This is a genomic window from Microbacterium sp. BE35 (genome assembly GCF_031457705.1).
In the GTDB taxonomy this organism is placed as follows: Bacteria; Actinomycetota; Actinomycetes; order Actinomycetales; family Microbacteriaceae; genus Microbacterium; species Microbacterium trichothecenolyticum.
The window spans coordinates 363,628-386,414 of the sequence record NZ_JAVDXD010000003.1 but is presented as its reverse complement, the minus strand read 5'-3'; the positions used below and the strand labels follow the sequence as shown (position 1 = coordinate 386,414).

Annotated in this window: 19 protein-coding genes; 8 read left to right on the top strand and 11 right to left on the bottom strand. The window is 68.2% G+C overall.

Annotation, left to right across the window (positions count from 1 at the left end; translation table 11 throughout):
- Nucleotides 1-95: 95 nt before the first annotated feature.
- From J2Y46_RS13255 to J2Y46_RS13240, 5 genes are all read left to right on the top strand, one after another.
- Nucleotides 96-1,532, top strand: a complete 1,437-nt coding sequence (locus J2Y46_RS13255) for a tyrosine-type recombinase/integrase (RefSeq protein ID WP_310242869.1) — start codon at nucleotides 96-98, stop codon at nucleotides 1,530-1,532.
- 16 nt (nucleotides 1,533-1,548) lie between these two features.
- On the top strand, nucleotides 1,549-1,938 hold the full coding sequence (locus tag J2Y46_RS13250) for a hypothetical protein (RefSeq protein WP_310242867.1): 390 nt from the start codon (nucleotides 1,549-1,551) through the stop codon (nucleotides 1,936-1,938).
- Between the two features lie 165 nt (nucleotides 1,939-2,103).
- Nucleotides 2,104-2,325 (top strand): helix-turn-helix domain-containing protein, encoded by a 222-nt coding sequence (locus J2Y46_RS20700; RefSeq protein ID WP_396653189.1) that lies wholly within the window; start codon nucleotides 2,104-2,106, stop codon nucleotides 2,323-2,325.
- Between the two features lie 175 nt (nucleotides 2,326-2,500).
- On the top strand, nucleotides 2,501-2,785 hold the full coding sequence (locus tag J2Y46_RS13245; protein ID WP_310242865.1) for a hypothetical protein: 285 nt from the start codon (nucleotides 2,501-2,503) through the stop codon (nucleotides 2,783-2,785).
- Nucleotides 2,782-3,435 carry a helix-turn-helix domain-containing protein gene (locus J2Y46_RS13240; RefSeq protein WP_310242864.1) on the top strand — a complete coding sequence of 218 codons (654 nt, stop codon included), beginning with the start codon at nucleotides 2,782-2,784 and terminating at the stop codon, nucleotides 3,433-3,435. The genes J2Y46_RS13245 and J2Y46_RS13240 overlap by 4 nt, the downstream gene beginning before the upstream one ends.
- A gap of 385 nt (nucleotides 3,436-3,820) precedes the next feature.
- Here the strand turns inward: J2Y46_RS13240 and J2Y46_RS13235 are convergent, their stop codons facing one another.
- Both J2Y46_RS13235 and J2Y46_RS13230 read right to left on the bottom strand, forming a co-directional pair.
- A complete protein-coding gene (locus J2Y46_RS13235) occupies nucleotides 3,821-6,019 on the bottom strand; it encodes a leucine-rich repeat protein (RefSeq protein WP_310242862.1) in 2,199 nt (732 codons plus the stop codon).
- Between the two features lie 156 nt (nucleotides 6,020-6,175).
- Nucleotides 6,176-7,486, bottom strand: coding sequence for an S-layer homology domain-containing protein (locus J2Y46_RS13230; protein WP_310242860.1), 1,311 nt, complete (start codon nucleotides 7,484-7,486; stop codon nucleotides 6,176-6,178).
- A gap of 948 nt (nucleotides 7,487-8,434) precedes the next feature.
- On the opposite strand from J2Y46_RS13230, the gene J2Y46_RS13225 reads away from it, so the two are divergent.
- Nucleotides 8,435-9,340, top strand: a complete 906-nt coding sequence (locus tag J2Y46_RS13225) for an alpha/beta fold hydrolase (protein ID WP_310242859.1) — start codon at nucleotides 8,435-8,437, stop codon at nucleotides 9,338-9,340.
- A 12-nt stretch (nucleotides 9,341-9,352) separates the two neighbouring features.
- Here J2Y46_RS13225 and J2Y46_RS13220 read toward each other — a convergent pair whose 3' ends face one another.
- Nucleotides 9,353-9,892: a gamma carbonic anhydrase family protein gene (locus J2Y46_RS13220; protein WP_045302777.1), complete on the bottom strand. Its 540-nt coding sequence runs from the start codon at nucleotides 9,890-9,892 to the stop codon at nucleotides 9,353-9,355.
- The gene (locus J2Y46_RS13215) at nucleotides 9,889-12,036 is read right to left on the bottom strand and encodes an acyltransferase family protein (protein WP_045302779.1); all 2,148 of its coding nucleotides are present in this window, start codon (nucleotides 12,034-12,036) and stop codon (nucleotides 9,889-9,891) included. Before J2Y46_RS13215 ends, J2Y46_RS13220 begins: the two co-directional genes overlap by 4 nt.
- A gap of 144 nt (nucleotides 12,037-12,180) precedes the next feature.
- On the opposite strand from J2Y46_RS13215, the gene J2Y46_RS13210 reads away from it, so the two are divergent.
- Nucleotides 12,181-12,663 carry a Dps family protein gene (locus tag J2Y46_RS13210; RefSeq protein WP_045302939.1) on the top strand — a complete coding sequence of 161 codons (483 nt, stop codon included), beginning with the start codon at nucleotides 12,181-12,183 and terminating at the stop codon, nucleotides 12,661-12,663.
- Between the two features lie 50 nt (nucleotides 12,664-12,713).
- Here the strand turns inward: J2Y46_RS13210 and J2Y46_RS13205 are convergent, their stop codons facing one another.
- The 7 genes from J2Y46_RS13205 to J2Y46_RS13175 form a co-directional block, all read right to left on the bottom strand.
- Nucleotides 12,714-13,382 (bottom strand): response regulator transcription factor, encoded by a 669-nt coding sequence (locus J2Y46_RS13205; RefSeq protein ID WP_310242856.1) that lies wholly within the window; start codon nucleotides 13,380-13,382, stop codon nucleotides 12,714-12,716.
- 20 nt (nucleotides 13,383-13,402) lie between these two features.
- Nucleotides 13,403-14,800 (bottom strand): sensor domain-containing protein, encoded by a 1,398-nt coding sequence (locus J2Y46_RS13200; RefSeq protein ID WP_310242854.1) that lies wholly within the window; start codon nucleotides 14,798-14,800, stop codon nucleotides 13,403-13,405.
- Between the two features lie 110 nt (nucleotides 14,801-14,910).
- Nucleotides 14,911-16,416, bottom strand: coding sequence for an amidohydrolase family protein (locus J2Y46_RS13195; RefSeq protein WP_310242852.1), 1,506 nt, complete (start codon nucleotides 16,414-16,416; stop codon nucleotides 14,911-14,913).
- On the bottom strand, nucleotides 16,413-17,054 hold the full coding sequence (locus tag J2Y46_RS13190) for an FMN-binding negative transcriptional regulator (protein WP_045302787.1): 642 nt from the start codon (nucleotides 17,052-17,054) through the stop codon (nucleotides 16,413-16,415). The genes J2Y46_RS13195 and J2Y46_RS13190 overlap by 4 nt, the downstream gene beginning before the upstream one ends.
- Before the next feature lie 41 nt (nucleotides 17,055-17,095).
- Nucleotides 17,096-18,154, bottom strand: a complete 1,059-nt coding sequence (locus J2Y46_RS13185) for an Fpg/Nei family DNA glycosylase (RefSeq protein ID WP_045302789.1) — start codon at nucleotides 18,152-18,154, stop codon at nucleotides 17,096-17,098.
- A gap of 3 nt (nucleotides 18,155-18,157) precedes the next feature.
- Entirely contained in the window at nucleotides 18,158-18,703 is a 546-nt protein-coding gene (locus J2Y46_RS13180) for a ribose-5-phosphate isomerase (protein ID WP_045302791.1), read from the bottom strand.
- Nucleotides 18,704-18,787: 84 nt separating this feature from the next.
- The gene (locus tag J2Y46_RS13175; protein WP_310242849.1) at nucleotides 18,788-19,987 is read right to left on the bottom strand and encodes a ferrochelatase; all 1,200 of its coding nucleotides are present in this window, start codon (nucleotides 19,985-19,987) and stop codon (nucleotides 18,788-18,790) included.
- A 183-nt stretch (nucleotides 19,988-20,170) separates the two neighbouring features.
- Between J2Y46_RS13175 and pepN the strand changes: the two genes are divergently transcribed.
- The gene (pepN, locus tag J2Y46_RS13170; protein ID WP_310242847.1) at nucleotides 20,171-22,717 is read left to right on the top strand and encodes an aminopeptidase N; all 2,547 of its coding nucleotides are present in this window, start codon (nucleotides 20,171-20,173) and stop codon (nucleotides 22,715-22,717) included.
- The last annotated feature ends 70 nt before the right edge of the window (nucleotides 22,718-22,787 follow it).

Sequence of the window (22,787 nt, the reverse complement as noted above, 5' to 3'; positions counted from 1 at the left end):
AGGAACCTGATCAAGCTTCGTAGCTCCATCTGCGGATGAGTTCAGACCTCCGTGCAACTGCGTGCAACATCACGCCAGCACGAAAGGTCCTCTCCATGGTCACGAGCACTCCCCGGCGTCCACGCCGACGCCACAGTTTCGGCGCCATCCGCCAGCTCCCCTCCGGGAATTACCAGGCGTGGTACGTCATCGACGGCGAGAAGTTCAAGGCGCCCGTCACGTTCCCCTCCCGCACCGCCGCGCAGCGCTGGCTGGACTGCGAGAGCGCGGACCGCTGGCGCGGCGACTGGTTCGATCACCGTCGCGGCCAGCGCAAGCTCGCCGACTACGCCGCCGAATGGCTGGCGCTGCGCCCCGATCTCGCGCCGCGGACGCGGGATGTCTACCAGCACTCTCTCGACCGGTGGATCCTGCCGCAGATCGACGCGCCTGGCCAGCGCAGCGTGCGTCTCGCCGACGTCCCGCTCGCCGAGCTCACCCCGGCGCTCATCGGACGCTGGTACGCCACGGTGGTGATCGCCGCCCGCGCCAGCAGCGCCGACCGCCGCGGTGGCGGGCGGCGAGTCCAGCCGGCTCGGACGTGGGCCCGTGCAAACGGCTACGACGTCGCCGACAGCGGACGCCTCTCCCCCAGCCTCACCAATGCGTGGCAGCGCGCGGGCAGCCCCGACGTCTCTGCTCAGCCGGCAGCATCGCCAGACGACCAGGCGGGGCGCACTGCCGCGAAACGCGCCTTCGACCTGCTGCGCGCCATCCTGAACTCGGCAGTGCGTCAGGAGCTGATCGACCGCAATCCCTGTCACGCCGTCACCGGGACAATGGCGCCGCGCCGTCGCGAGCGCGGCGTCGCCACACCCGATGAAGTGCGTGCACTGGCGGAGCTGTTTCCCGCACGGCTCCGGGCCGCGGTACTGCTCGCCGCATGGTCCGGGCTGCGACACGGGGAGCTGTTCGGGCTCGCCCGTCGTCACATCGATCTCGACAACGGCACCGTCACCGTCACCCGCGCGCTGCTCATCCGTCCCGGACACGCGCCGTCATTCGGCTCGCCGAAGACCGCACGTTCGGCCCGCACGGTAAACCTGCCCGGGTTCGTCCTCGCCGAGCTGCGCAACCACATGGCGAACTACACCGACGCATTTCCCGACGCACTCGTGTTCACGACCGAGGCCGGGACGCCGGAGTCGACCTCCACCACATCCCGGCTGATGCGCCGCGCCCGACGCGGCATCGACCGCGAGGACCTCACCTGGCACGACCTTCGTCACACCGGCGCTACGCTCGCCTACACCACCGGTGCCTCAGTCCCCGAGGTACAGCGCCGCTTGGGCCACGCCACCCAGGCGGCCGCCGCCGTCTACCAGCACGTCTTCGCCGATCGCGATCAGCTCCTCGCCGCGCGGCTGAACGACCTGTACGGCGACGCGCCGAGCACGCCGCGCGCGCCGAGCGTCGCGACGCACGCGATTGGGTCCCGCAGTCTTGACACGCCGAGCGCGCCGGACGAGAGTTTGAGGTCCATCCCGGCGTAGATCGCACGGAGCAGCCATGGCACGCACGCCGCACGCGGAGACCGCAACCGCACGGTACCGTGCGGCGCGCGCCGAGGACGGTCCGCCCACGAGCGGGCTCTACCGCGGCAACGACATCCAGACGTTGCGGCTGATCGCGTTTCGCGGTTCGCGGCGCAGTCCGCTCGATCGGCAGCGTCGTCGCACCACGAGCCTGCTCGGTCGGGATGCGCGGGGCGAGCAACTCGCCGAGTTGACGGTGGACGACTTCGACGTGGTCGACGCGATCGCGGCCGTGCGCGACGTGCTCATACAGGCAACCGCGTACACCGCGCTGGCAAACCTGGCACCTGCCTGGTCCCACGACTTCGGCCCTCCCGCGCCACGGATCCTCTGCACGACTCCCCGCGCCCCGGCAGGAGCCTAGCCGAGCGCGCCCCGGCGACGCCGCGGCTGACGAGCATCCCACACAAACGGGGACTCGGGCCGGTTCTTGTGCATCCGCCGACGTAATACCCACGCTGCTAGCGCGCTCATCGTCGGGAGACCACCTGATTCTTTGGCCCGGTGTCCCCAGAACGGCGGTGCCCTCGTGGCTCGCAACACTGGTTCCGTTTCCCACGCCGGACCGAACGACGGTCCCGCGCAATGGCTCAAGGTCGACGACGTCGCCCGGCGGCTGAACTGTTCGCGCACGTTCGTGCTGACCGAGATCCGCGCCGGACGCCTCCTCGCGTTCCGGGTGGGGCGTCACTTTCGGTTCGACCCGTCCGAGGTCGAGGCGTACTGCGCATCGCTGAGGCAGACGCGATGAACGTCGATGCTCTGGTGGCAGCCGTCGCCAGCCTGCCGGACAGCGTTCTCCGTGATCCCGGTTCTCGCGAGACACGCGAACGTCTCCGGTGGGCGTACCCGCCATCGTCGGCGCTCTCACGACGGGAACGAATCGCGCTCGTGTCCGCCATCGTGAACCATGCCGGAGACGCGCGATGAACGCGCACGGCTGCTTCCGTGGCCGCGCGCACCAGTTCGACGAGATTTCGGGCTGGTGCGATCGCGGCTGCGGCGTGCGCGACGACGGGCGCGTGATCGACCGCGCCGGGAATGTCGTCTTCCCGGGTCCGCCGATGTCGCCGGAGCGCCTGGACGCCCATCGGACGAAGATCACGGCGATTTTGGCCGAGCGGGCGCGACTGTCAGCCGCGCCCCTCGATGAGTCGAGCGAAGCGGCGTCGGTGCCCTCTCAGAACACCGGTGTGGGGAGAGACTCGTGAGTACCTGGCCGTCGTCGCGAGAGGCGACGGCGTGGGCACGCAGCTTCGCGATGCTCGACATCGCGGTGGCGGCGCCCGAGGAGCTGCACGCGGCGAACATGCGCGCGCGTGGACTCGACCCCCGCATCGACTACAAGAGCGAGGAAAGGCGGCTGCGCCGAATCGGCGTGCGCGGTGCCGATCCAGGCGAGCGTGTCTCCGCGCGGGCGCTACGGGCGGTGCTCATCGAAATCTGCGACTGGTACGGCATCGAAGGCCCTTATGCATGGCGACCGGTCGACCAGATCGCAGCTCGCACCGGGATCACCGGGCGCACCGTCGCCCGTGCTGTCGCAAGGCTCGAGGAAGCCGGGCTCATCGTGCGGTCGATGTGGTGGGACGCGCGCTCGGGACGGCGGCTGCCGAACCGCTACTACCTGCCCTGGCTCTTCGACTGCCCGGTCCCCGTTAGCCCCGTCGCCGCGACCCGGGAACCCATGGTCATCCGCGGCAAGCTCGTCACGTCATACCAACCGGTCGCGGCACGCCGTGGCCCGAGTAGCCGCGACGACACACCGGTCATGATGTCCCCTCCCACACCCGACACCGCGACGCACGTGGGAGTCGACACGGTGTCGTCTGTGCACACCGGACACCGTGTCGAGCGTTAAGAAGACCGGAGCTACCTGAGACTGACGACTCTTACTAACGTGCGCGAGACTGAGGATCGAGCCGCAACCTGGTCACGCCCATGGCTTGTCCACATGCCCGAGAGCGCGCGCAGGCCGCACCAAAGCTACGTTGTCGGATGCTGCGGGCTCATCTTCCTGAAGGCCTCGGCCGACCGGCGGTGGCCGCGGCGCCTTTTTGGGGAGCATTCCGGCCGGTGTGACAGCACTGTCCGTGGTATTTACCCATGGGAGCAAAAAACAAGTGACATTCGGCATTGATCCCTACCGCGACCGGATCGCCGCCAACACGCTCGCGGGATGCTGCTTAGACGCCCGCGATGACTTCGAGTACCACGGAATCCACGCCCGCCAGAACGTCGCCCGCCTAGTTCCGCGGGGGTGAGCAGGTGTTCCCCGTGAGTGGAGCGGTGCCTCCGTTCTCCATCCGGTAGATGAACGCCGCCATCTCGGAGCGGAGCACGTTCTGCGCGGGGCGGTAGTCACGACACCCGTAGCCCATGTCCCAACCAGTCGAGATGCCCTGTGCCGCGAGCCACAGGATCTCGTTGTAGAACACGATGCCAGGCTGGACGTCACGGAACGGGCTGGCTCCACTCGGCGCGTACGCGGGGCTCCCCTCGAACCGGTGAAGGAACGCGGCCATGACCTCTCGGGTCGTGGACCACTCGGCGCGGAACTCGGTGCCGTTGGGCGTCACCCACCCCTTCGAGATCCCGGTCGAAGCCAGCCACGAGATCTCCTTGTAGAACACGTGGGTGGTGGGCACATCGATGAACGGCGACGACACGGGCGGGGTGTACGCCGGCTGACCGGCGAGACGGTAGAGGAACGCCGCCATTTCGCCGCGGAGGATCTGATTCTGGGGGCGGAACTCATACGTGCTCGGGCCAACCTGCCAGCCGCGGCTGATGCCATTGTTCGCCATCCAGGTGATCTCGCTCTGGAACACGTGCCCACTGATATCCGTAAACGAGATCGACGGCGCCGGCGGAGTGGGAATCTCCGGGTCGCCCACAACCGTGGAGTACCCGTTCCAAAGTGGTGTGGTAAACCCGGCCGCGTCGGGCGATATGTACAGGGTGGTAGATGCCGAATCACCGAACGAGCCGTACCAGTTTTGCCCGGGGGCGAATTCCTTGATAATCGGCGCGTCACCCCGAAAGATGACAAGTGGCGCACGGAAAGCGGCATCCCCGATCTTCCTCACCGATACCGGAATTACTACACTGGTCAACGGGTTGTGATCAAAAGCTTTGTCCCCAATCGATGTAACCGAGTGGGGTATGTCTACGTGGGTGAGCGCATTCCACCCGAACGAGTCTGGCTCGATCGTGGTCACGGAGTCCGGGATAACCACGCTTCTCAGCGAGTTTAGCAAAAATGCACCTCGGCCGATCGAAGCCACTGAGTCCGGAATCACGATACGCGTCAGGTTATTCTCGTAAAAGGCAAGGTCACCGATCTCCGTGACAGATCGGGGGATCTGAAGGCCGCCTAACTGATTGAAGGCAAATGCGCCATCACCCACGGTCGTTACCGAGTCCGGGATCTCCACGGTCCGCAGCGCATTGCTGGCGAAAGCCGATGCACCGATCACAGAGACCGAACTGGGTATCGTTACCGCGGTCAACGAATTCGACCCGAATGCGTTGTCCGAGACAGCTGTCAAGGCATCAGGAAGATCGACGCTCGACAACATATTCGCCTCAAAAGCCGACGTGCCGATGGATGTAACGGAGTTCGGAATCGTTACCCTGGTCATGGCGTTCGAAGCGAATGCGCCATCCCCAATCGCAGTTACTGAGGCGGGAACATCGACCTTCCAAATCTCATTGGATGCGAACGCGTGGGTTCCAATCGACGTTACCGAGTTGGGGATCGCTACAGTCGTCAGCGCGTTCGAGGAGAAGGATCCTTGCGCGATCGTAACCAACGAGTTGGGGATCATCAGATTCTTTAGGGAATTCGAGGCGAACGCATAGATCCCCACCGAGGTAAGAGAATCCGGCAGCACGAGACTCGTCAGAGAATTCTGATAGAAGGACCAGTCTCCGATCGTTGTCACAGACCCGGGGATCCCCACATTCGTCAGCGAGTTCGAGGCAAAAGCGCCATCTCCGATCGCTGTCACGGACCCGGGGATCCCCACACTCGTCAGCGAGTTCGAGGCAAAAGCGCTATCTCCGATTGTCGTCACGGACCCCGGGATCACTACACTCGTCAGCTTCCTCGAGAGTGTCCCTCCGTTGTACTGGAATGCTCGCTCAGCGATGCCGCTCACGGTGTAGGAGTTGCCGTCCTTCCAGACGACTTCAGGAATCGAGATATCGCTTGAAGACCCCCGATAACCTGTGACGGTCGCAGTCTCACCAGCGTAGGTGAACACAAAGTTGTCCGCATTCGCATCGAGCAAGGCCAATGCCTCCAGAGTCGCAGCCGCCTCCGTTGGTTGTGCCAACGTCGACGCGGCGGCCGGTACCGCAGGCGACGAGAGCGTGTAGGTCGCGACGAGTGGAACCGCAAGCATTGAACCAATTACAACAGAAAGCCATCGCGCAGACATGAACGCCCCTCGTTCTGAAATGCGACCGGCCGCGTCTCCCAACAAGCGATGCACGGTCTTTCCCAAACTCCATAGATCGTACGCCAGAGCAAGCGGGCTCTGAGCAGCCACGACGCTGAAAGTGTTGTCGCGGCCTCGGCGTCGGGCGCCCGTGCCCTAGCGCCAACGGAGTCGGGACTCCGTGGGCGAGGTCTTGCACTGCATCAGTGTTCCTCCGGACGTATACCCGTACCAGCCCGAGTACTGCTGAGCGCAGAACGCACCGGCCGTGACATTGCCAGAGATGAGCGGGGACGGCGGGGGTGAGCAGGTGTTCCCCGTGAGTGGAGCGGTGCCTCCGTTCTCCATCCGGTAGATGAACGCCGCCATCTCGGAGCGGAGCACGTTCTGCGCGGGGCGGTAGTCACGACACCCGTAGCCCATGTCCCAACCAGTCGAGATGCCCTGTGCCGCGAGCCACAGGATCTCGTTGTAGAACACGATGCCAGGCTGGACGTCACGGAACGGGCTGGCTCCACTCGGCGCGTACGCGGGGCTCCCCTCGAACCGGTGAAGGAACGCGGCCATGACCTCTCGGGTCGTGGACCACTCGGCGCGGAACTCGGTGCCGTTGGGCGTCACCCACCCCTTCGAGATCCCGGTCGAAGCCAGCCACGAGATCTCCTTGTAGAACACGTGGGTGGTGGGCACATCGATGAACGGCGACGACACGGGCGGGGTGTACGCCGGCTGACCGGCGAGACGGTAGAGGAACGCCGCCATTTCGCCGCGGAGGATCTGATTCTGGGGGCGGAACTCATACGTGCTCGGGCCAACCTGCCAGCCGCGGCTGATGCCATTGTTCGCCATCCAGGTGATCTCGCTCTGGAACACGTGCCCACTGATATCCGTAAACGAGATCGACGGCGCCGGCGGAGTGATCGGCATCACCGTCGGCAGGGTGATCGACGCCGCGCCACAGTCACCCGACAACAGGTTTGTCAGCGCAGCGTACTCCGCGGGATCAACCGCGAGGCTCCACCGGTACTTCACGAGAGCCCATGACGTCACGTACTCGCACGTGAACGACGTGTTGGTCGGCAGCCACTCCGCCGGATCCTTGTCGCCCTTGGACTGGTTCGACACCGTCGATGCCGCGGTCAGGGCGTAGGGCACGTCGAGGTCGTTAGCGAACGTGCGACGCTGGTCGTCCGTCCACGCGAACGCCCCGGACCTCCACGCTTCAGCGAGCGCGACGACGTGGTCGATCTCGATCCCCGCGGGGGTCGTTGCCGTCACACCGTCGTACGGGGATACCCACGTCCCACCGGTGAGGGAGCAGCCGGAGCCGACGGTGACAGGCGTGGTGGACTCGTCGATGAGCACCTCGTAGCGGGTGTTGCACCCGTCCCCGTCAGCGTCGATCCAGTGCTCGAACCGATCACGGTTGTACGCCGGTGATGTGGTCTCAGCAGTTTGCTTCAGCATCCCCGGAAGCTGCGAGGCGGTCGTAGTCGCTGCTGACGCGGGCTGCACCGCGACGAACAGAGACACTAGAACTGATGCGCCGGCGACCATTGCCAGGCGCGCACGTATTGACACGAAAATGTTGCCTTTCGTAGAGAACGCGCGGACCCCCAGGACAGCGCACTCTTAAGCCTAGGACCAGCCGCCGAAAGTTTCCTGCATGTCCCACGCTGCCCGGCTGAAGAGCGCCTCAGGGTTCTCAAAGTCATCGCAAGCCGAATGCACACTGGAATGCCGTTGAGCCGCGTGAGTCCGCCCGACCCGCGTGAGGGAGAAACAGTGGTCACTCTGCTGGCTTGTACGCAGCCAGCATCTGTCCTCGGTCGCGCGCTCTCCATATCGGGACAGTCCGTGTGGTCAATCGGGTCGAACCGAAGCCGACGGAAGAGGCTCTTGCCTGAGTGACCCCTAGAGGATGTCTATGTACATGTGAGGGGGCAGACCATTGCGTCAGCACTCTCTACACGGAGATACGCAAGGGTCGATCGGGGTGGCATCGACGATGCGCATCGGCCACGACGACGGGCATTGCCTTCTCGACGCGCTGCAGGGGTCTCTCCCGAGTATGTCGTGCAATAACGTGCAACAACGTGGCGCGCGAGAGGTATCCCTGCGCCTCGTACGTGCGCTGCGCGCGCGGCACCAATGGGCGTAAAATGCAGATCAACATAATAATCGGCGAAATCCAGCGGCGCGCCCCGAGCGCGGCGGTCAGAACTTCCAAACTGATGGTGCGGGTTCGATTCCCGTCATCCCCTCCGAATGCCCTTCCGAGGCCGGCCGAGCGCCGCCGCGGAGGGGCGTATTTCATTCACATCGCGCGATCCCTCCCGCGTGCCCTACTGTTCCCGGGTCGCCCACTCGCGGCAGACTGAGTGTGGAACTGTTCCATGCCCTCCAGGAGCCGCGATGAGCAGCCGTAAGCCGATTCCCGAGCCGGGCGAGCGCAAGCTCCCGCGGCGCCCTGCGTCGGAACTCGCCGAGAAGTGGACCCGCATCGACGGCGTCGACGTCTTCTACCGGGAGTCGCCGAATCCGACCAAGGACGAGCGCGTCATGGCGCACGTGCACGGGTTCGGGCTTTCCGGCCGATACCTGCTGCCGACGGCCGAGCGGCTCGCCGACGAGTTCCACACCTATGTCCCCGACCTTCCCGGGTTCGGACGCAGCGGCAAGCGCAGGGACATGCTCGACATCCCCGACCTCGCGCGTGCCGCGGTCGACTTCTTCGACGACCGCGGGGTTGAGAAGGCGACGCTCGTCGGCAACTCGATGGGCTGCCCGGTCATCATCGAGTTCGCGCACCGCTACCCCGAGCGCATCGACCGCGCGGTGCTGGTCTCCCCCGCGGGCGGACTGTTCAACCAGCCGCTGCGTCGGGCGATCAAGCAGCTCTCGCAGGATGCGCCGCGTGAGCCGGTGAAGATGGCGCGTGTCGCCGTGCCCGACTACGTGCGCTTCGGCGTGCCGAGCACGATGAAGATGTTCCGCTCGCTCACGCAGTACCCGTCACTGCAGCGGCTGCTCGAGATGCGCATCCCCACTCTGGTCGTGCTGGGCCAGCGCGACCCGCTCCTGCCCCACGCGCACCGCGTCGACGAGATCGCCAGTCAGACCGACAGCCATGTGCTCGTCGTGATGCTCGAGGGGGCCGCCCACGCGATCAACTTCAGTCATCCTGGGCAGCTGGCCCATGTGATCCGTCATTTCATGGACGACCTGCCGATCGAGAACGACCCGGCGTGGCCCGGCCATGTGCGCCTCTACGAGGTGCACCGCGGCAAGCACCACCCGCCCGCCCAGCCGCGCGTCTGACGCGTCGCCGCCTCAGACGAGGGGCGTCGCGTCGCGATGCTCGTCGATGTGCGCCAGGTAGTGCTCGGCGTTGCGGAGCAGACCCTCCCGTTCCTCCGCGGTGAGCTCTCGGCGCACCTTCGCGGGCACACCGGCGACGAGGGATCCGTCCGGGATCTCCGAGCCCTCGAGCACGACTGCGCCACCGGCCACGAGGCATCCGGATCCGATCTTCGCGCCGTTGAGCACCACCGCGCCCATGCCGATGAGCGACCCGTCGCCGATCGTGCACCCGTGGACGACGGCGTTGTGGCCGACCGAGACGTTCTCGCCGATCACGACGGGCTTTCCGGCGTCGACGTGGACCGAGACGTTGTCCTGGAGGTTGCTGTTCGCGCCGACCGTGATGGTGTCGCCATCGGCGCGGAGCACCGCGTTGTACCAGACGCTCGCGCCGGGGCCGAGGGTCACTCCCCCGACGACGCGTGCACCGGCGGCGATGAACGACGTGGGATCGAGCGAGGGCGTCCTGCCCGCTGCGACGAGGACCGATGCTCCGGGTGCGACCGTCATGATGCGACCCTATTCGCCAGGGCCGTCTGGATGGCTTCGGTGTACCACGGGGCGAGCGTATCGGCGAAGGTGACCGTCAGGTGGTCCTGGTCGCGGTAGATGTTCGCCCCGCCGACGACGGGTGCGCATGTGTCGGCGCCGCAGAACACGTCGGTGAAGTCGAGCAGCGTGACGGAGTCGAGACCGGATGCTGCACCCCGAAGCGGATCGTTCTCCACCAGCAGGTCCGATCGGGGGCCGTCGCACTCGGACATGTCGTGCGTGCGCAGGCACTTGTTCGGGTCTGTCTCCCAGACCGGGTTGTCGACGACCGTGATGACGGGGATGCCGCGCTCGGTGACCGTGCTCCACGCGTCGCGATAGCCGGCGACGGCCGCGTCGTACGAGGAGTCGTAGCCGGCGGCCGAGTACGGAGTGGTCGCGATCGCCGCGGTGAACACGGCGTCGAGATCGGCGTCGTCGATGGCATTCTGCACGCGCTCGCGCCATTCGGTGCACGCTGCGCCGAACGCCCCCGGCGTCGACAGCGGCGTCGCGTTCCACGGACACGCGCCCTTGAACCAGGTCACGAGCTGCCAACCGTTCTCGTCTGCCATGCGCTGGAACGTCGAGAGCAGCTGGTAGGCGTGGCTGTCGCCGATGAGCGCGACACGCGGGGCGTCGGGATCATCCGAGCCGAAGGTGCACGAGACGGGTCGCGAGTCGGTGAGCTGCACGAAGCAGTCCGGGTTCTCCGGCCGATCGATGCCCGCGAAACCGGGAGCGGGCAGGATCGTGTCGCCGAAGTCGGCGTCCGCGCAGGAGGAGTCGAGGACCGATGCCGCCCCGAAGCAGTCCGGCGGGTTCTGCTGCAGCTCGGCGATGTCGCGGGTGCCCTGGCCGTACAACGGCGCGTTGACGAACCATGCGGAGGCGGCCACCAGGCCGACGACGATCATCGCCGCGAGCGAGGACCACAGGGTCACTCGGGCGGGGCGCGAGGTGAGCACCTTCCAGCCGCGCGCGGGATCCTCGACGAACCGCTTCGTGAGCCACGCGAGCACGAAGCACAGCACCAGCAGCGCGACGCGGTGGTAGATCGTCAGGCCCCAGAACGGGACCGACGGTGCGATGACGATCAGCGGCCAGTGCCACAGATACAGCGAATACGAGATGTCTCCGACGAACTGAGCCGGACGGATCGCGAGGATGCGGGTGGGGTACCACCAGCGCTCGGTGTTCGCGGCTGCGATGACGGCGGCTGCGCCGAGGGTCGGCAACGCCGCCATGTACCCGGGGAACGGCGTCTGACCGTCGAACGTGAAGGCGACATAGAGCAGGAGAAGGATGCCGCCCCAGCCGAGGACGAAACTGCCGACTGCGCCCCGGACCCTCAGCATCGGGACGAGCGCGATGAGGGCGCCCACGCCGAACTGCCACATGCGGCCGAACGTGACGAAGTACGCAGGCGCAGGGTTCGTGATCGTGAAGACGACGCAGAACGCGAAGGAGACGACGGTCACGATGCCGAGCGCCGTGATGATGACACGGCGTCGCGCACCGCGGAAGAACTTCACGCCGATCCATGCGGCCAGCAGCATGATGAGCGGCCACATCACATAGAACTGCTCTTCGAGCGAGAGCGACCAGTAGTGCTGCACCGTGGTGGGCGAGCCCGAGTGGTTGAGGTAGTCGGCCGAGTTGAGCGCCAGGTACCAGTTCTCGACGTAGAACGTCGACGCGAGGATCTCGCGCACCTCGTTCGGCAGCGCCGACGTCGGCATGAGGTACGGCGACATCACGACGACCGCGCAGAAGAGCAGGACCAGAAGCGATGCTGGGAGCAGACGTCGTGCGCGGCGCGCCCAGAACTGGCCCAGCTTCACCGTGCCCGTCGCGGTCAGCTCGCGCATGAGGTGCGCGGTGATGAGGAAGCCCGAGATCACGAAGAAGATGTCGACGCCGATGTAGCCGCCTGTGAGCCGGCCCGGCCAGAAGTGGTAGAGCACGACGCAGAGCACGGCGATCGCACGCAGGCCCTGCACGTGCGGGATGAAGCGCGAGGGCTCGGCGTGTTCGGGCGAGCGGTCGCGGGGCTCGCGGGTCACGGTCTTGGCGGGAACGCTCAGATGCTGCGGTCCGAGGTCGTGATCGGCGGAAGGCACGAATCGACGTTAGCCGCTGTCGCGCCGTCGGCCCGCACCGACGGCGCGGATTCCCCGGTTTAGCCCAGCCTTCTCTTGCTTGCGGAATGACTCCCCGTGAGTAGCGTTGCAGTCACTGGAGGACGAAAAATGGAGACGAGCGACATGACGAACACCCAGACCACCCCCGCAACCGCGGCGAACCCCGACGTCGCCGCCGCGACGGCGCAGTTCCTCACCCCCGTCGTCTTGGGCCTGCAGGCACTGGCCGTGAACGGAAAGCAGGCGCACTGGAACGTGCGCGGTGCGAACTTCATCGCGATCCACGAGCTGCTGGACTCCGTGGTGGCCAACGCGCAGGCCGGCGCCGACCAGGCGGCCGAGCGCATCGTGGCATTGGGACTCCCCATCGACGCCCGCGTCGGAACGGTCGCCCAGAAGACGTCGAGTGCGGTGCCCGCCGGCTTCACGCAGTGGGACGCGCTCATCCGCAACGTGATCTCCGACATGGACACCGTCATCGCCGACACGCAGGCCGCGATCGAGGGACTCGACGAGTTCGACCTCACGAGCCAGGACATCGCGATCGGCATCAAGGAGTCGCTCGAGAAGGACCGCTGGTTCCTCTTCGCGCACCTCGCCGAGTGATCGCCACCTCGTGACGAAGGCCCCCGGGATTCCCGGGGGCCTTCGTCATGTCACGGATGCTGCAGAAAGGCGAGGACCGCGAGGACCCGGCGGTGCTCGGTGCCCGACTCCTCGAGCCCGAGCTTCGCGAAGATCGCGCTGATGTTCTTCTCCACCGCTCCCACGCCGACGAACAGCCGCTCCGCGATGCTCGCGTTGCTGCGCCCCTCGGCCATGAGCGTGAGCACATCGCGCTCGCGCGGCGTCAGCGTGGAGAGCGGATCCGGCCGCGCGGAGAGCAGGCCCTGCACGACGAGCGGATCGAGCACCGTCCCTCGCTCGCGGACGCGGCGGACGGCGTCGGTGAACTCGTCCAGGGATGTGACACGGTCCTTCAGCAGATAGCCGACGCCGCCCTCACCTCCGGCGAGGAGCTCCTTCGCGTAGACCCCCTCGACGTACTGGCTGAGAACGAGGATGCCGACCGCCGGCAGCGCGGCCCGCACGGCCAGCGCCGCGCGGATGCCCTCGTCACGGAAACCCGGAGGCAGTCGGACGTCGAGGATCGCCACGTCCGCACGCGCGTCGCGCACGCGGGCCACCACATCGTCGGCGTCGCCCCAGGCACCGGCGGTGACGTATCCCGCCTCGTCGAAGAGCCGGACGAGGCCCTCGCGCAGCAGGACGGAATCCTCGAACAGGACGACGCGGAGCGGTGCGGAGTGGGGCGAAGAGGCCATTCCCTCAGGATAGGGATCGGTCATGGCAGGGCCGTGAGCGGGATGTGCGCGCCGACCGAGGTCGGCCCGCCGACCGGGCTGGTGACGACCAGCACGCCGCGAAGACCCGCGACGCGCTCGCGCAGGCCCTCGAGCCCGTGACCGGAGGTGATGACGGCCCCACCGCGGCCGTTGTCCACGACCCAGACGTCGAGGTGCGTGGGCGCGCCGGTCGCCGTGCGTCGCAGCGAGGCACGCAGCGTGACCCCAGTGGCGCCGGAGTGCTTGACCGCGTTCGTCATGAGCTCCGCGACGACGAAGTAGACGGTCCGCGCCACCTCCTGGCTCACTCCGCGGTCGATCGCGGGGTCGATCTCGACCTGCACCCACAGCGGCGATGCTGTCGCGACGGCGTCCAGCGCTGCCGCGAGCCCGCGGTCCTGCAGCAGCGGCGGAGCGACGCCGCTCGACAGCGCTCGCAGCTCGTCCAGCGCCGCCTTCGCGTGACCACGTGCTTCCCGCGCGAGCTCGGCGGCGGCATCCGTGTCGCCGGTCTCCGCGCGGCGCTCCAAGGCGGCGAGATCCATCTGCAGGCGCACCAGGCGCTGCTGCGGACCGTCGTGGATGTCGCGCTCGAGGCGGCGCAGGGCGACGTCCTCTGCGTGCACCGCGGCACCGCGAGCAGCCGCTTCGGCGCGGACCTCGGCAGCGAGCTCGTCCGATTCCCACCGGCCGAGCATGCCCATCGCGATCGCGTGGTGACCGCGCGCGAGGCCGCCGAGCACCCACGGCATCGTGAAAGTGAAGACGATGCCGGCGATGAGGTAGAGCGTGACCTCGACGGCCCAGCTCGACCAGCCGCCGAACAGCCACGGCATGAAGTCGGCGACGTAGTGCCCCCATTCGCCGTCGCCGTTCCAGCTCCGGGGCAGGAACAGTCCCCAGAACCAGTACGTGAGGCCGCCGAGGCCCACGCTCAGCCACACCACGGTGAGGGTGAAGGAGATGGTGCTGATGATCGGGTTCACGATCATGCCGTGCACGAGGTACAGCCAGTAGTGCGTGTTGCGGATCGGGCGGGTGAGAGTCATCCAGAAGCCGGTCGCCTGCGGCGTGTCGCGATTCCACTCCGGCTCGGCGATCACGGGCTGCCCGGTCAGCAGCAGCAGGAACCTGTCGGCGACGCCGAACCCTCGCGCGATCAGCAGCGTCAGCACGATGAGCGGCAGGCCGATCACGAGGATCAGCAGCCCGACGCCAGTCCAGAACAGGGAGGCGAGGACGCTCACCGAGACCATGGCGAGCACGAACACCGCCAGCAGGTACAGCGCGCTGCCCGGTGTGCGGACCCAGGATCGTCCGTAAGATGCCCAGAACCCGGTGGCGGGGCCGGACGCGACGGGCTGGAGCGGAGCCGGTTCAGTGGTGGCGGCGGTCATCGGTGTCTCCCTCGGAACTCATGCTCCCAGCTTCGCGACGGCCCCGGCGTCGGGGCATCCGATGCCCTCCCGAACAGGTAGGGGGGCTGACCCCCCGTACCTGCGATTGATCACGCCACGTGGGTGAGTCGTCCCGCCAGCAGCGTCGCGGCGACGCGCATGCCGCGCAGCCTCGGCTCGTCGGCAGCGAGGGGGTCGTGCTCGCAGATCGCGAGGTCGGCGACGTCTCCGGGACCGATGCGTGCAGGCTCGGCGGAGCCGCCGCGCGTCGAAGCCGCCAGCGCCGTCGACGCGTCGACGCGCTGTGCCGGCTGCCACGGATCGCGGCTCCCGCGGGTGCGGAACACCGCGGCCGCCATCGCCGCCCAGGGATCGAGCGGCGCGACGGGCGCGTCGGAGCCGAACAGCAGGTTCGCCCCGGAGTCGGCGAGAGCCCGCAGCGGATATGGCTGCGCCGTCTGGCCCGCCCACACCGCGTCGGTCAGGTCGCGGTCGTCGAGCGCATGCTCGGGCTGGACGCTCGCGCCGACGCCCAGCCGCGCGAACCGCGGGATGTCGGCGTGCGCGACGAGCTGCGCGTGCTCGATCGTGCCCCACGCCCCGGTCGCGGCGAAGGCGTCGAGCGCGTGCGAGTTCGCGACGTCGCCGATGGCGTGGATCGCTGACGCGAGACCGGCAGCGGTCGCTCGGGTCATGAGGTCGACGAGCGTCGCGACATCCACGGTGAGCAGGCCGTGGTTGTGCGGATCATCGGGGTAGGCGTGCGAGCACGCCGCCGTTCGGGTGCCGAGCGATCCGTCGGTGATCACCTTGAGCGGGCCGACATGGACGAGATCGGATGCTGCGCCCCGGGCGACGTCTCCTGTCCGGAGTCCGTCGGCGATCGCGCGGTCGAGGAACTGGGGGTAGATCCCGAACGAGATCCGCAGCGCGTCGAACCCCGCGGCGAGGCGCCTGACCCACGCGTCCTCGTTCCACGACATGTCGAGGTCGACGACTCCCACGACACCGCGGGCAGCGGCATCCTGCGCCATGCGCGCGACGAGCGGGTCGGACACGGACGCGTCGACGGCGTTGAGCCGGCGCGAGATCTCGAACGCCGGCTCCTCACGGAGGATGCCGTAGCCGTCGGGTTCGAAGCCCTCACGGCGCAGCGCCGCCGAGTTGAGCCACACGCTGTGCACATCGGCGTTGATGAGGTACGTCGGAATCTCGCCCGTCGCGGCATCGAGCACGGCGAGGTCGGGGGTGTCGGCCCAGAACGCATCGCGGAAGCCGCTGCCGACGCGGCGTCCGTCGGGAAGCGGATCGGCGGCGCCCATGAGCCTCGCCGCCTGCGCGGCGGACGACGCCTCGCCGAGAGCCATCCGCTGGGCCGAGAGCGCCCACTGCACGGTGTGGACATGGTGGTCCCAGAGCCCCGGGACCACCCAGCCGCCGTCGACGTCGAGCACGTGCCCGCGGCGCGGGAGCGCCCCGGCGGGCGCGATGTCGACGACGAGGCCCTCGGCCAGGTGCACGTCGACCGGGTCGGCGCCGAACGGATCGGTGCGGTCGGAGCCGGTGAGACGCGCGTTCGCGATGACGTCGACGGTCTCGCCGCGCGCCGCCGTCACCGAGCGGCCTTCCGGGTCTCGAGATCGCGGCGCATCTCCGCGGGGAGCCGTGGGTCGGCGTAGGGGCTCTCGCCGGCCTCGAGCTCCGTGATCACCGTCTCGACGGTCTCGTCGGGCTTGTTCTGACTCAGCTTGCGCTTGGCGACGACCTTCGTCGGCGTGAGACGGAAGCCCACGGTGCCCCTTTCGAGCCGTCGCACGTACTCGGGATCGTTCGGCGGCTCCCACATCAGGCGCGGCTGCGGCAGGCCGCCCTCGAACCGAGCGACGAGGCGCTCAAGCACCTGGAGGTTCTCCTCCGGCGTCAGCAGCTCCGGGACGCCGCTGAGGTGCGCCGACACGAAGTTCCAGGTGGGGACGCTCTGCACGTCGCCGTACCAGCCGGGCGAGATGTATCCGTGCGGACCCTGCACGACCACGAGCAGCTCACGCTCGCCGAGGCCGTGGACGAGATCGTCCGGCTTGCCGACGTGGCCCACGATCGTGAGGTCGTCGCGATCCGCGTCGAGCAGCACGGCGTAGTGCGAGGCGACGAGCCCGTTCTCGGTCGACGAGACGATCGTCACCCACGGGTTCTGCTCGATGAGCCGGCGGATCTCGCCGACATCCGACATCGCGAAGCTCGGGTTCTGACGCATGCGCCCAGCCTATTCGCGGGCTGCGCCACCCGGCCGCGCGGTCATGCCTGGCAGCTCGGGCACCAGTAGAGCTTCCGACCGGCGGCCTCCTCGACCACGATCGCGGTGCCGCACACCCGGCACGGGAGTCCAGCGCGATGGTAGACCCAGTGCCGGTCGTCGCGACTCGCCATCGCGGCGCGGTAGGCCTCGGGGTCGAGATCGTCCATCGTCATCATCTGGCCCGTCTCGACGCCGATCGCGAGCAGCCGCACCCAGTCCCGCCAGAGCTCGCGGACGACCTCCTCCGGGACGTCCCGCCCCGGCGTGTGAGGATTCTGCCGTGCCCGGAACAGCAATTCGGCGCGGTACACGTTGCCGATGCCGCTGACGACGTTCTGGTCCATGAGCAGGAGCCCGATCGATGTCGGCTTGCGGCGCACGACGGAGGTGAAGCGCTCCTCGCCCTCCGCGACGTCGTCGACGAGCGGGTCGGGCCCGAGCTTGGCGATCGTCGCTGCGACCTCGTCGGGCGTCTGCAGCTCGCACGCTGTCGGACCGCGCAGGTCGGCGCAGGTCACTGGGCCCACGCGCCCTGAGGCTCCGATCGACGCGCCGGCAGCGAGGGGAGAGGGCGAGGGGACGGTGAGCAGGCGCAGGCGAACTTGACCCACGACCGGCGGGGGCCACTCGTCGCCCTCGTCGGCGAGCCCCGTGGTCTGCTCTGACATGCGCACGTGCACGCGGGTGCGCCGGGGCGCCCCGATCGAGGTCAGCGAGTTCTCGCCGGCGCCGTCGAAGATCGGGTCGTCGAGGTCGGTGCCTCGCTGGTTCGTCTGACCCATCCGGCCGTTGGCTGAGGCGATCGTCGGATCGACCAGGATGTCGCCCGCGAAGTCCCACGCGCCGTACATGCCCAGGTGCACGCGCAGCCAGATGTCGTCGTCGAACTCGAGGAACATCTGCTTGCCAACGGCCCGCACCGACGTCGCGGTGCGTCCGCTCAGGATCCCCGCGCCCTCGACGAAGCGCCCCTGGGGGCTCGACGCCGCCACGGGGCGGCCCACGAAGTTGCGGTCGAACTGTCGGGCGATGCGATGGACGGAATGCCCCTCGGGCACGACTCAGCCGGCTTCGGGGTCGAACGAGCTGTCGTCGGCGGCCAGGACGTCCGGCTGCCCGGAGACCGCACGCGGATCGGGCTCGAGCGTGCCGTCCTCCTCATACGCGGCGAGCTGCGCGATGCGGCGGGCGTGGCGCTCCTCGCCCGAGAACGGCGTCGCGATGAAGCGGTCGATGAAGGTCGCGGCCTCCTCGAACGTGTGCTGGCGTGCGCCGATCGCGATGACGTTCGCGTCGTTGTGCTCGCGGGCGAGCTCAGCCGTGGCGATGCTCCACGCGAGGGCGGCGCGGACGCCCACGACCTTGTTAGCGGCGATCTGCTCGCCGTTGCCGGAGCCGCCGAAGACGACGCCGAGTGCATCGATGCCGGCGGTCTGGTCGCGCACGACAGCCTGCGCGGCGCGGATGCAGAACGCGGGGTAGTCGTCGAGCGGGTCGTACTCGATCGGGCCGTGGTCGACGACCTCGTGACCGGCCGCCGCGAGGTGATGCTGCAGCTGCGTCGAGAACTCGAGGCCGGCGTGATCGGTCGCGATGTGGATGCGCATGGGTTCAATCCTAGAGAGGGGGGACGGCGGAGGACGACGGATGCCGCGCCCGCGGCGAGCGGTCCGCTCAGGCGGGTCGCCGGCTCAGGGGGCGATGCCGGCGGCGGCCGGCTTGAAGCCCGCGCGCACGTTCTCGCAGCAGGCGGGACGGCAGACGTCGAACCAGGGTCCGAGGTCGGTCGCATGTGGCCGCTCCCCCACGGGGGTGCCGTGCAGGCGCTCCTCGAGGAGGTCGACCAGACCCGACACGAAAACCGGGTCGACGCCGGGCGTCGGCGTGCGCACCGCGCGGATGCCCGCCTCGGCCGCGGCATCCATCGCCTCGGTGTCGAGGTCCCACAGCACCTCCATATGGTCGCTCATGAAGCCGAGCGGCACGATCGCGACGGCCTCCACGCCGCCCGCGGGGAGCTCGGCGATGACGTCGTTGACGTCGGGCTCGAGCCACGGCTGGCTCGGCGGGCCGGAACGCGACTGGTAGACGAGATCCCACGCGACGCGCTCCGCGCCGGGGACCTCCGCGGCCACGGTCGCCATGACGACCTCGGCCACGGCGAGGTGCTGAGCGGCGTACGCGCCGCCCTCCCCCAGGTCGCGGTGCCGCTCGTCGCCCTCGCGCGGACCGGAGCGCTCGGCATCCGCCGTCGGGATGCTGTGCGTCGAGAACAGCACCCGCACGGCCTCGGGCGCGATGCCGTCGGAGAGGAAGCCGGCCACGGCATCGCGCACGCCGTCGACGAAGGGCTGCACGAACCCGGGGTGGTCGAAGAACTGCCGCACCTTGTCGATCGTCACCGTGTCGCCGAGACCCGTCTCGGTGAGGACGCGGGCGAAGTCCTCGCGGTACTGACGGCAGCTCGAGAACGACGAGTAGGCACTCGTCGCGAGACCCAGGAGGCGCGTGTCGCCGGCGGCGGCGGCATCCGTCACCGCCTCGCCTAGGTACGGCGCCCAGTTGCGGTTTCCCCAGTAGACGGGCAGGTCGAGACCGCGACGCGAGAGCTCGGCCTCGAGGGCGGCCTTGAGGGCGCGGTTCTGCGCGTTGATCGGGCTGACGCCGCCGAAGTGGCGGTAGTGGTGCGCGACCTCTTCGAGGCGCTCGTCGGGGATGCCGCGCCCCCGGGTGACGTTGCGGAGGAACGGGATGACGTCGTCCTGACCCTCGGGACCGCCGAAGCCCGCGAGCAGGATCGCGTCGTATGCGACCGGCTGCTCCACATAGGGGGATCCCGACGCAGCGGCCGGGGAGGCGAACGGGACGACGTGCTGCTCGGGAGAAGTCACCCCTCCATCCTGACACCGCCCGCGGGTGCTTTCGTCCACGGGATCGGTGGTTTCCCGTGCTGCTGGCATAGGCTGGGACGGTTGTCATCGGTGCCAGCAGCGCTGGTGGCGGCCGCCGGATCGAGTGTCCGCGCAACGGGCCTATCGACATCCTCAGCCATCCTCACCCATGGGAGCCAAGCAGTGCCTGGAGAGAACCTCACCCGCATCGAGGCGCAGGAGCGCCGCGCGATCGTCGACACGCAGTCGTACGAGATCGCGCTGGAGCTGACGAAGGGCGCGGAGGTCTTCGGATCGCGCACCGTCGTCCGCTTCACCGCCACGCCCGGTGCTTCGACGTTCATCGACCTGATCGCCCGCGAGGTCCGCGAGATCACGCTCAACGGCCGGTCCATCGACCCGGCGACCGCGTTCGCGGACTCGCGCATCGCGCTCGACGACCTCGCGGCCGACAACGAGCTCGTCATCGACGCCGACTGCCTGTACACGAACACGGGTGAGGGCCTCCACCGCTTCGTCGACCCCGTCGACGGCGAGGTCTACCTGTACTCGCAGTTCGAGGTGCCCGACTCCCGCCGGGTGTTCGCGGTGTTCGAGCAGCCCGACCTCAAGGCCACGTTCGCGTTCACGGTCACCGCGCCGGAGCCGTGGAAGGTCGTCTCGAACTCCCCCACCCCCGAGCCGAAGAAGCACGGCGACGGCACCGCGACGTGGCGCTTCGAGCCGACTCCCCGCATCTCGTCGTACATCACGGCGCTCATCGCCGGCCCGTACGAGGCCACGTTCTCGGAGCTCACCAGCGCGTCGGGCCGCGTCATCCCGCTCGGCGTGTACGGCCGCAAGAGCCTGTGGCAGTTCCTGGACGCGGATTACATCTTCGACAAGACGCGTCAGGGCTTCGCGTACTTCGAGGAGAAGTTCGACTACGCCTACCCGTTCGCGAAGTACGACCAGCTGTTCGTGCCCGAGTTCAACGCCGGGGCGATGGAGAACGCGGGCGCGGTCACGTTCACCGAGACGTACGTGTTCCGCTCGAAGGTGACGGATGCGGTCAAGGAGCGTCGCGTCGTCACGATCCTGCACGAGCTCGCGCACATGTGGTTCGGTGACCTGGTCACCATGAAGTGGTGGAACGACCTGTGGCTGAACGAGTCGTTCGCGGAGTGGGCGTCGACGATCGCCACCGCCGAGGCGACCGAGTGGACCGAGGCGTGGACCACGTTCAACGCGATGGAGAAGACCTGGGCGTACCGGCAGGACCAGCTCCCCTCGACGCACCCGGTGGTCGCGCAGATCAACGACCTCGAGGACGTGCAGGTCAACTTCGACGGCATCACGTACGCCAAGGGCGGCTCGGTGCTCAAGCAGCTGGCCGCGTGGGTGGGCATCGAGGCGTTCTTCGCGGGTGTCGCCGCGTACTTCAAGAAGCACGAGTGGTCCAACACCGAGGTGGGCGACCTGCTCGCCGAGCTCGAGGTCACCAGCGGTCGTGAGCTGTCGACGTGGTCGAAGAAGTGGCTGGAGACGGCGGGCGTGAACACGCTGTCGCCTGAGATCGTGACGGATGTCGACGGCACCATCACGCGCTTCGCGATCGTGCAGACCGCTCCCGCGGACTATCCGACGATCCGCCCGCACCGCCTCGGCGTCGGCTTCTACGAGCTGCGGGGCGAGGCGCTGGTGCGTGTGCACCACGTCGAGCTCGACGTGGACGGCGACCTCACCGAGGTGCCCGAGCTCAAGGGACACAGGCGTCCGGCGCTGGTGCTGCTGAACGACGAGGACCTCGCGTACGCGAAGATCCGTCTCGACGACCAGTCGCTTGAGACCGCGATCGATCACCTCGGCAAGATCAGCGACCCGCTCGCCCGCTCGCTGGTGTGGGGTGCCGCGTGGGACCAGACCCGCGATGCCGAGGCATCCGCTTCCGACTACGTCGACCTGGTGCTGCGCAACATCGGCGCCGAGACCGAGTCGACCACCGTCCGCACCACGCTCGCGCAGCTGCAGCTCGCCGCGAACTCGTACGTCGCGCCCGAGAAGCGCGACATCACCCGCGCGAAGGTCGCCGACGCGCTGTGGCAGCTCGCGCAGGACGCGGAGTCCGGCAGCGACAGCCAGCTGCAGTTCGTGACCGCGTTCGCGTCCGCCGCGGCCACCCCTGGCCAGTGGGACAAGGTCCGTCAGCTGCGCGACGGCGAGGCGACGTTCGACGGCCTCGACATCGACACCGACCTCTCCTGGCAGCTGCTCGTGTCCCTCGCCGCCGGCGGGGTCGTGACGGCCGCCGACATCGACGAGGCCCTCGCCGCCGACAACACCGCCAAGGGCGGCGAGTTCGCCGCGCAGGCCAAGGCGGCGCTCCCGTCGGCGCAGGCGAAGGCAGCGGCGTGGTCCTCGCTCGTCGACAGCGACGACCAGCCCAACACGATCGTCCGCTCGGCCGCGCTCGGCTTCGTGCACCCGGCCGGCCGCGGACTGCTCGCCGACTTCGTCGCACGCTACTTCGACGCGCTGCTGCCGATCTGGAACTCCCGGACCTACCAGATCGCCCAGTACCTCATCGTGGGTCTCTACCCCGCACCGCTCGCCGACGTCGCACTCCAGGGCGCCACCCGCGCGTGGCTCGAAGCGAACCGCGACGCCGCTCCCGCCCTGCGCCGCCTCGTCGCCGAGAACCTCGCCGGCGTCGAACGCGCACTGTCCGTGCAGGACCGCGACGCCCAGTAGCGCCGTCGCGATCCACCGGATGCCTCGACCCCGCGTGGGTCGAGGCATCCGGTGTCTTCGGCACCGTGGT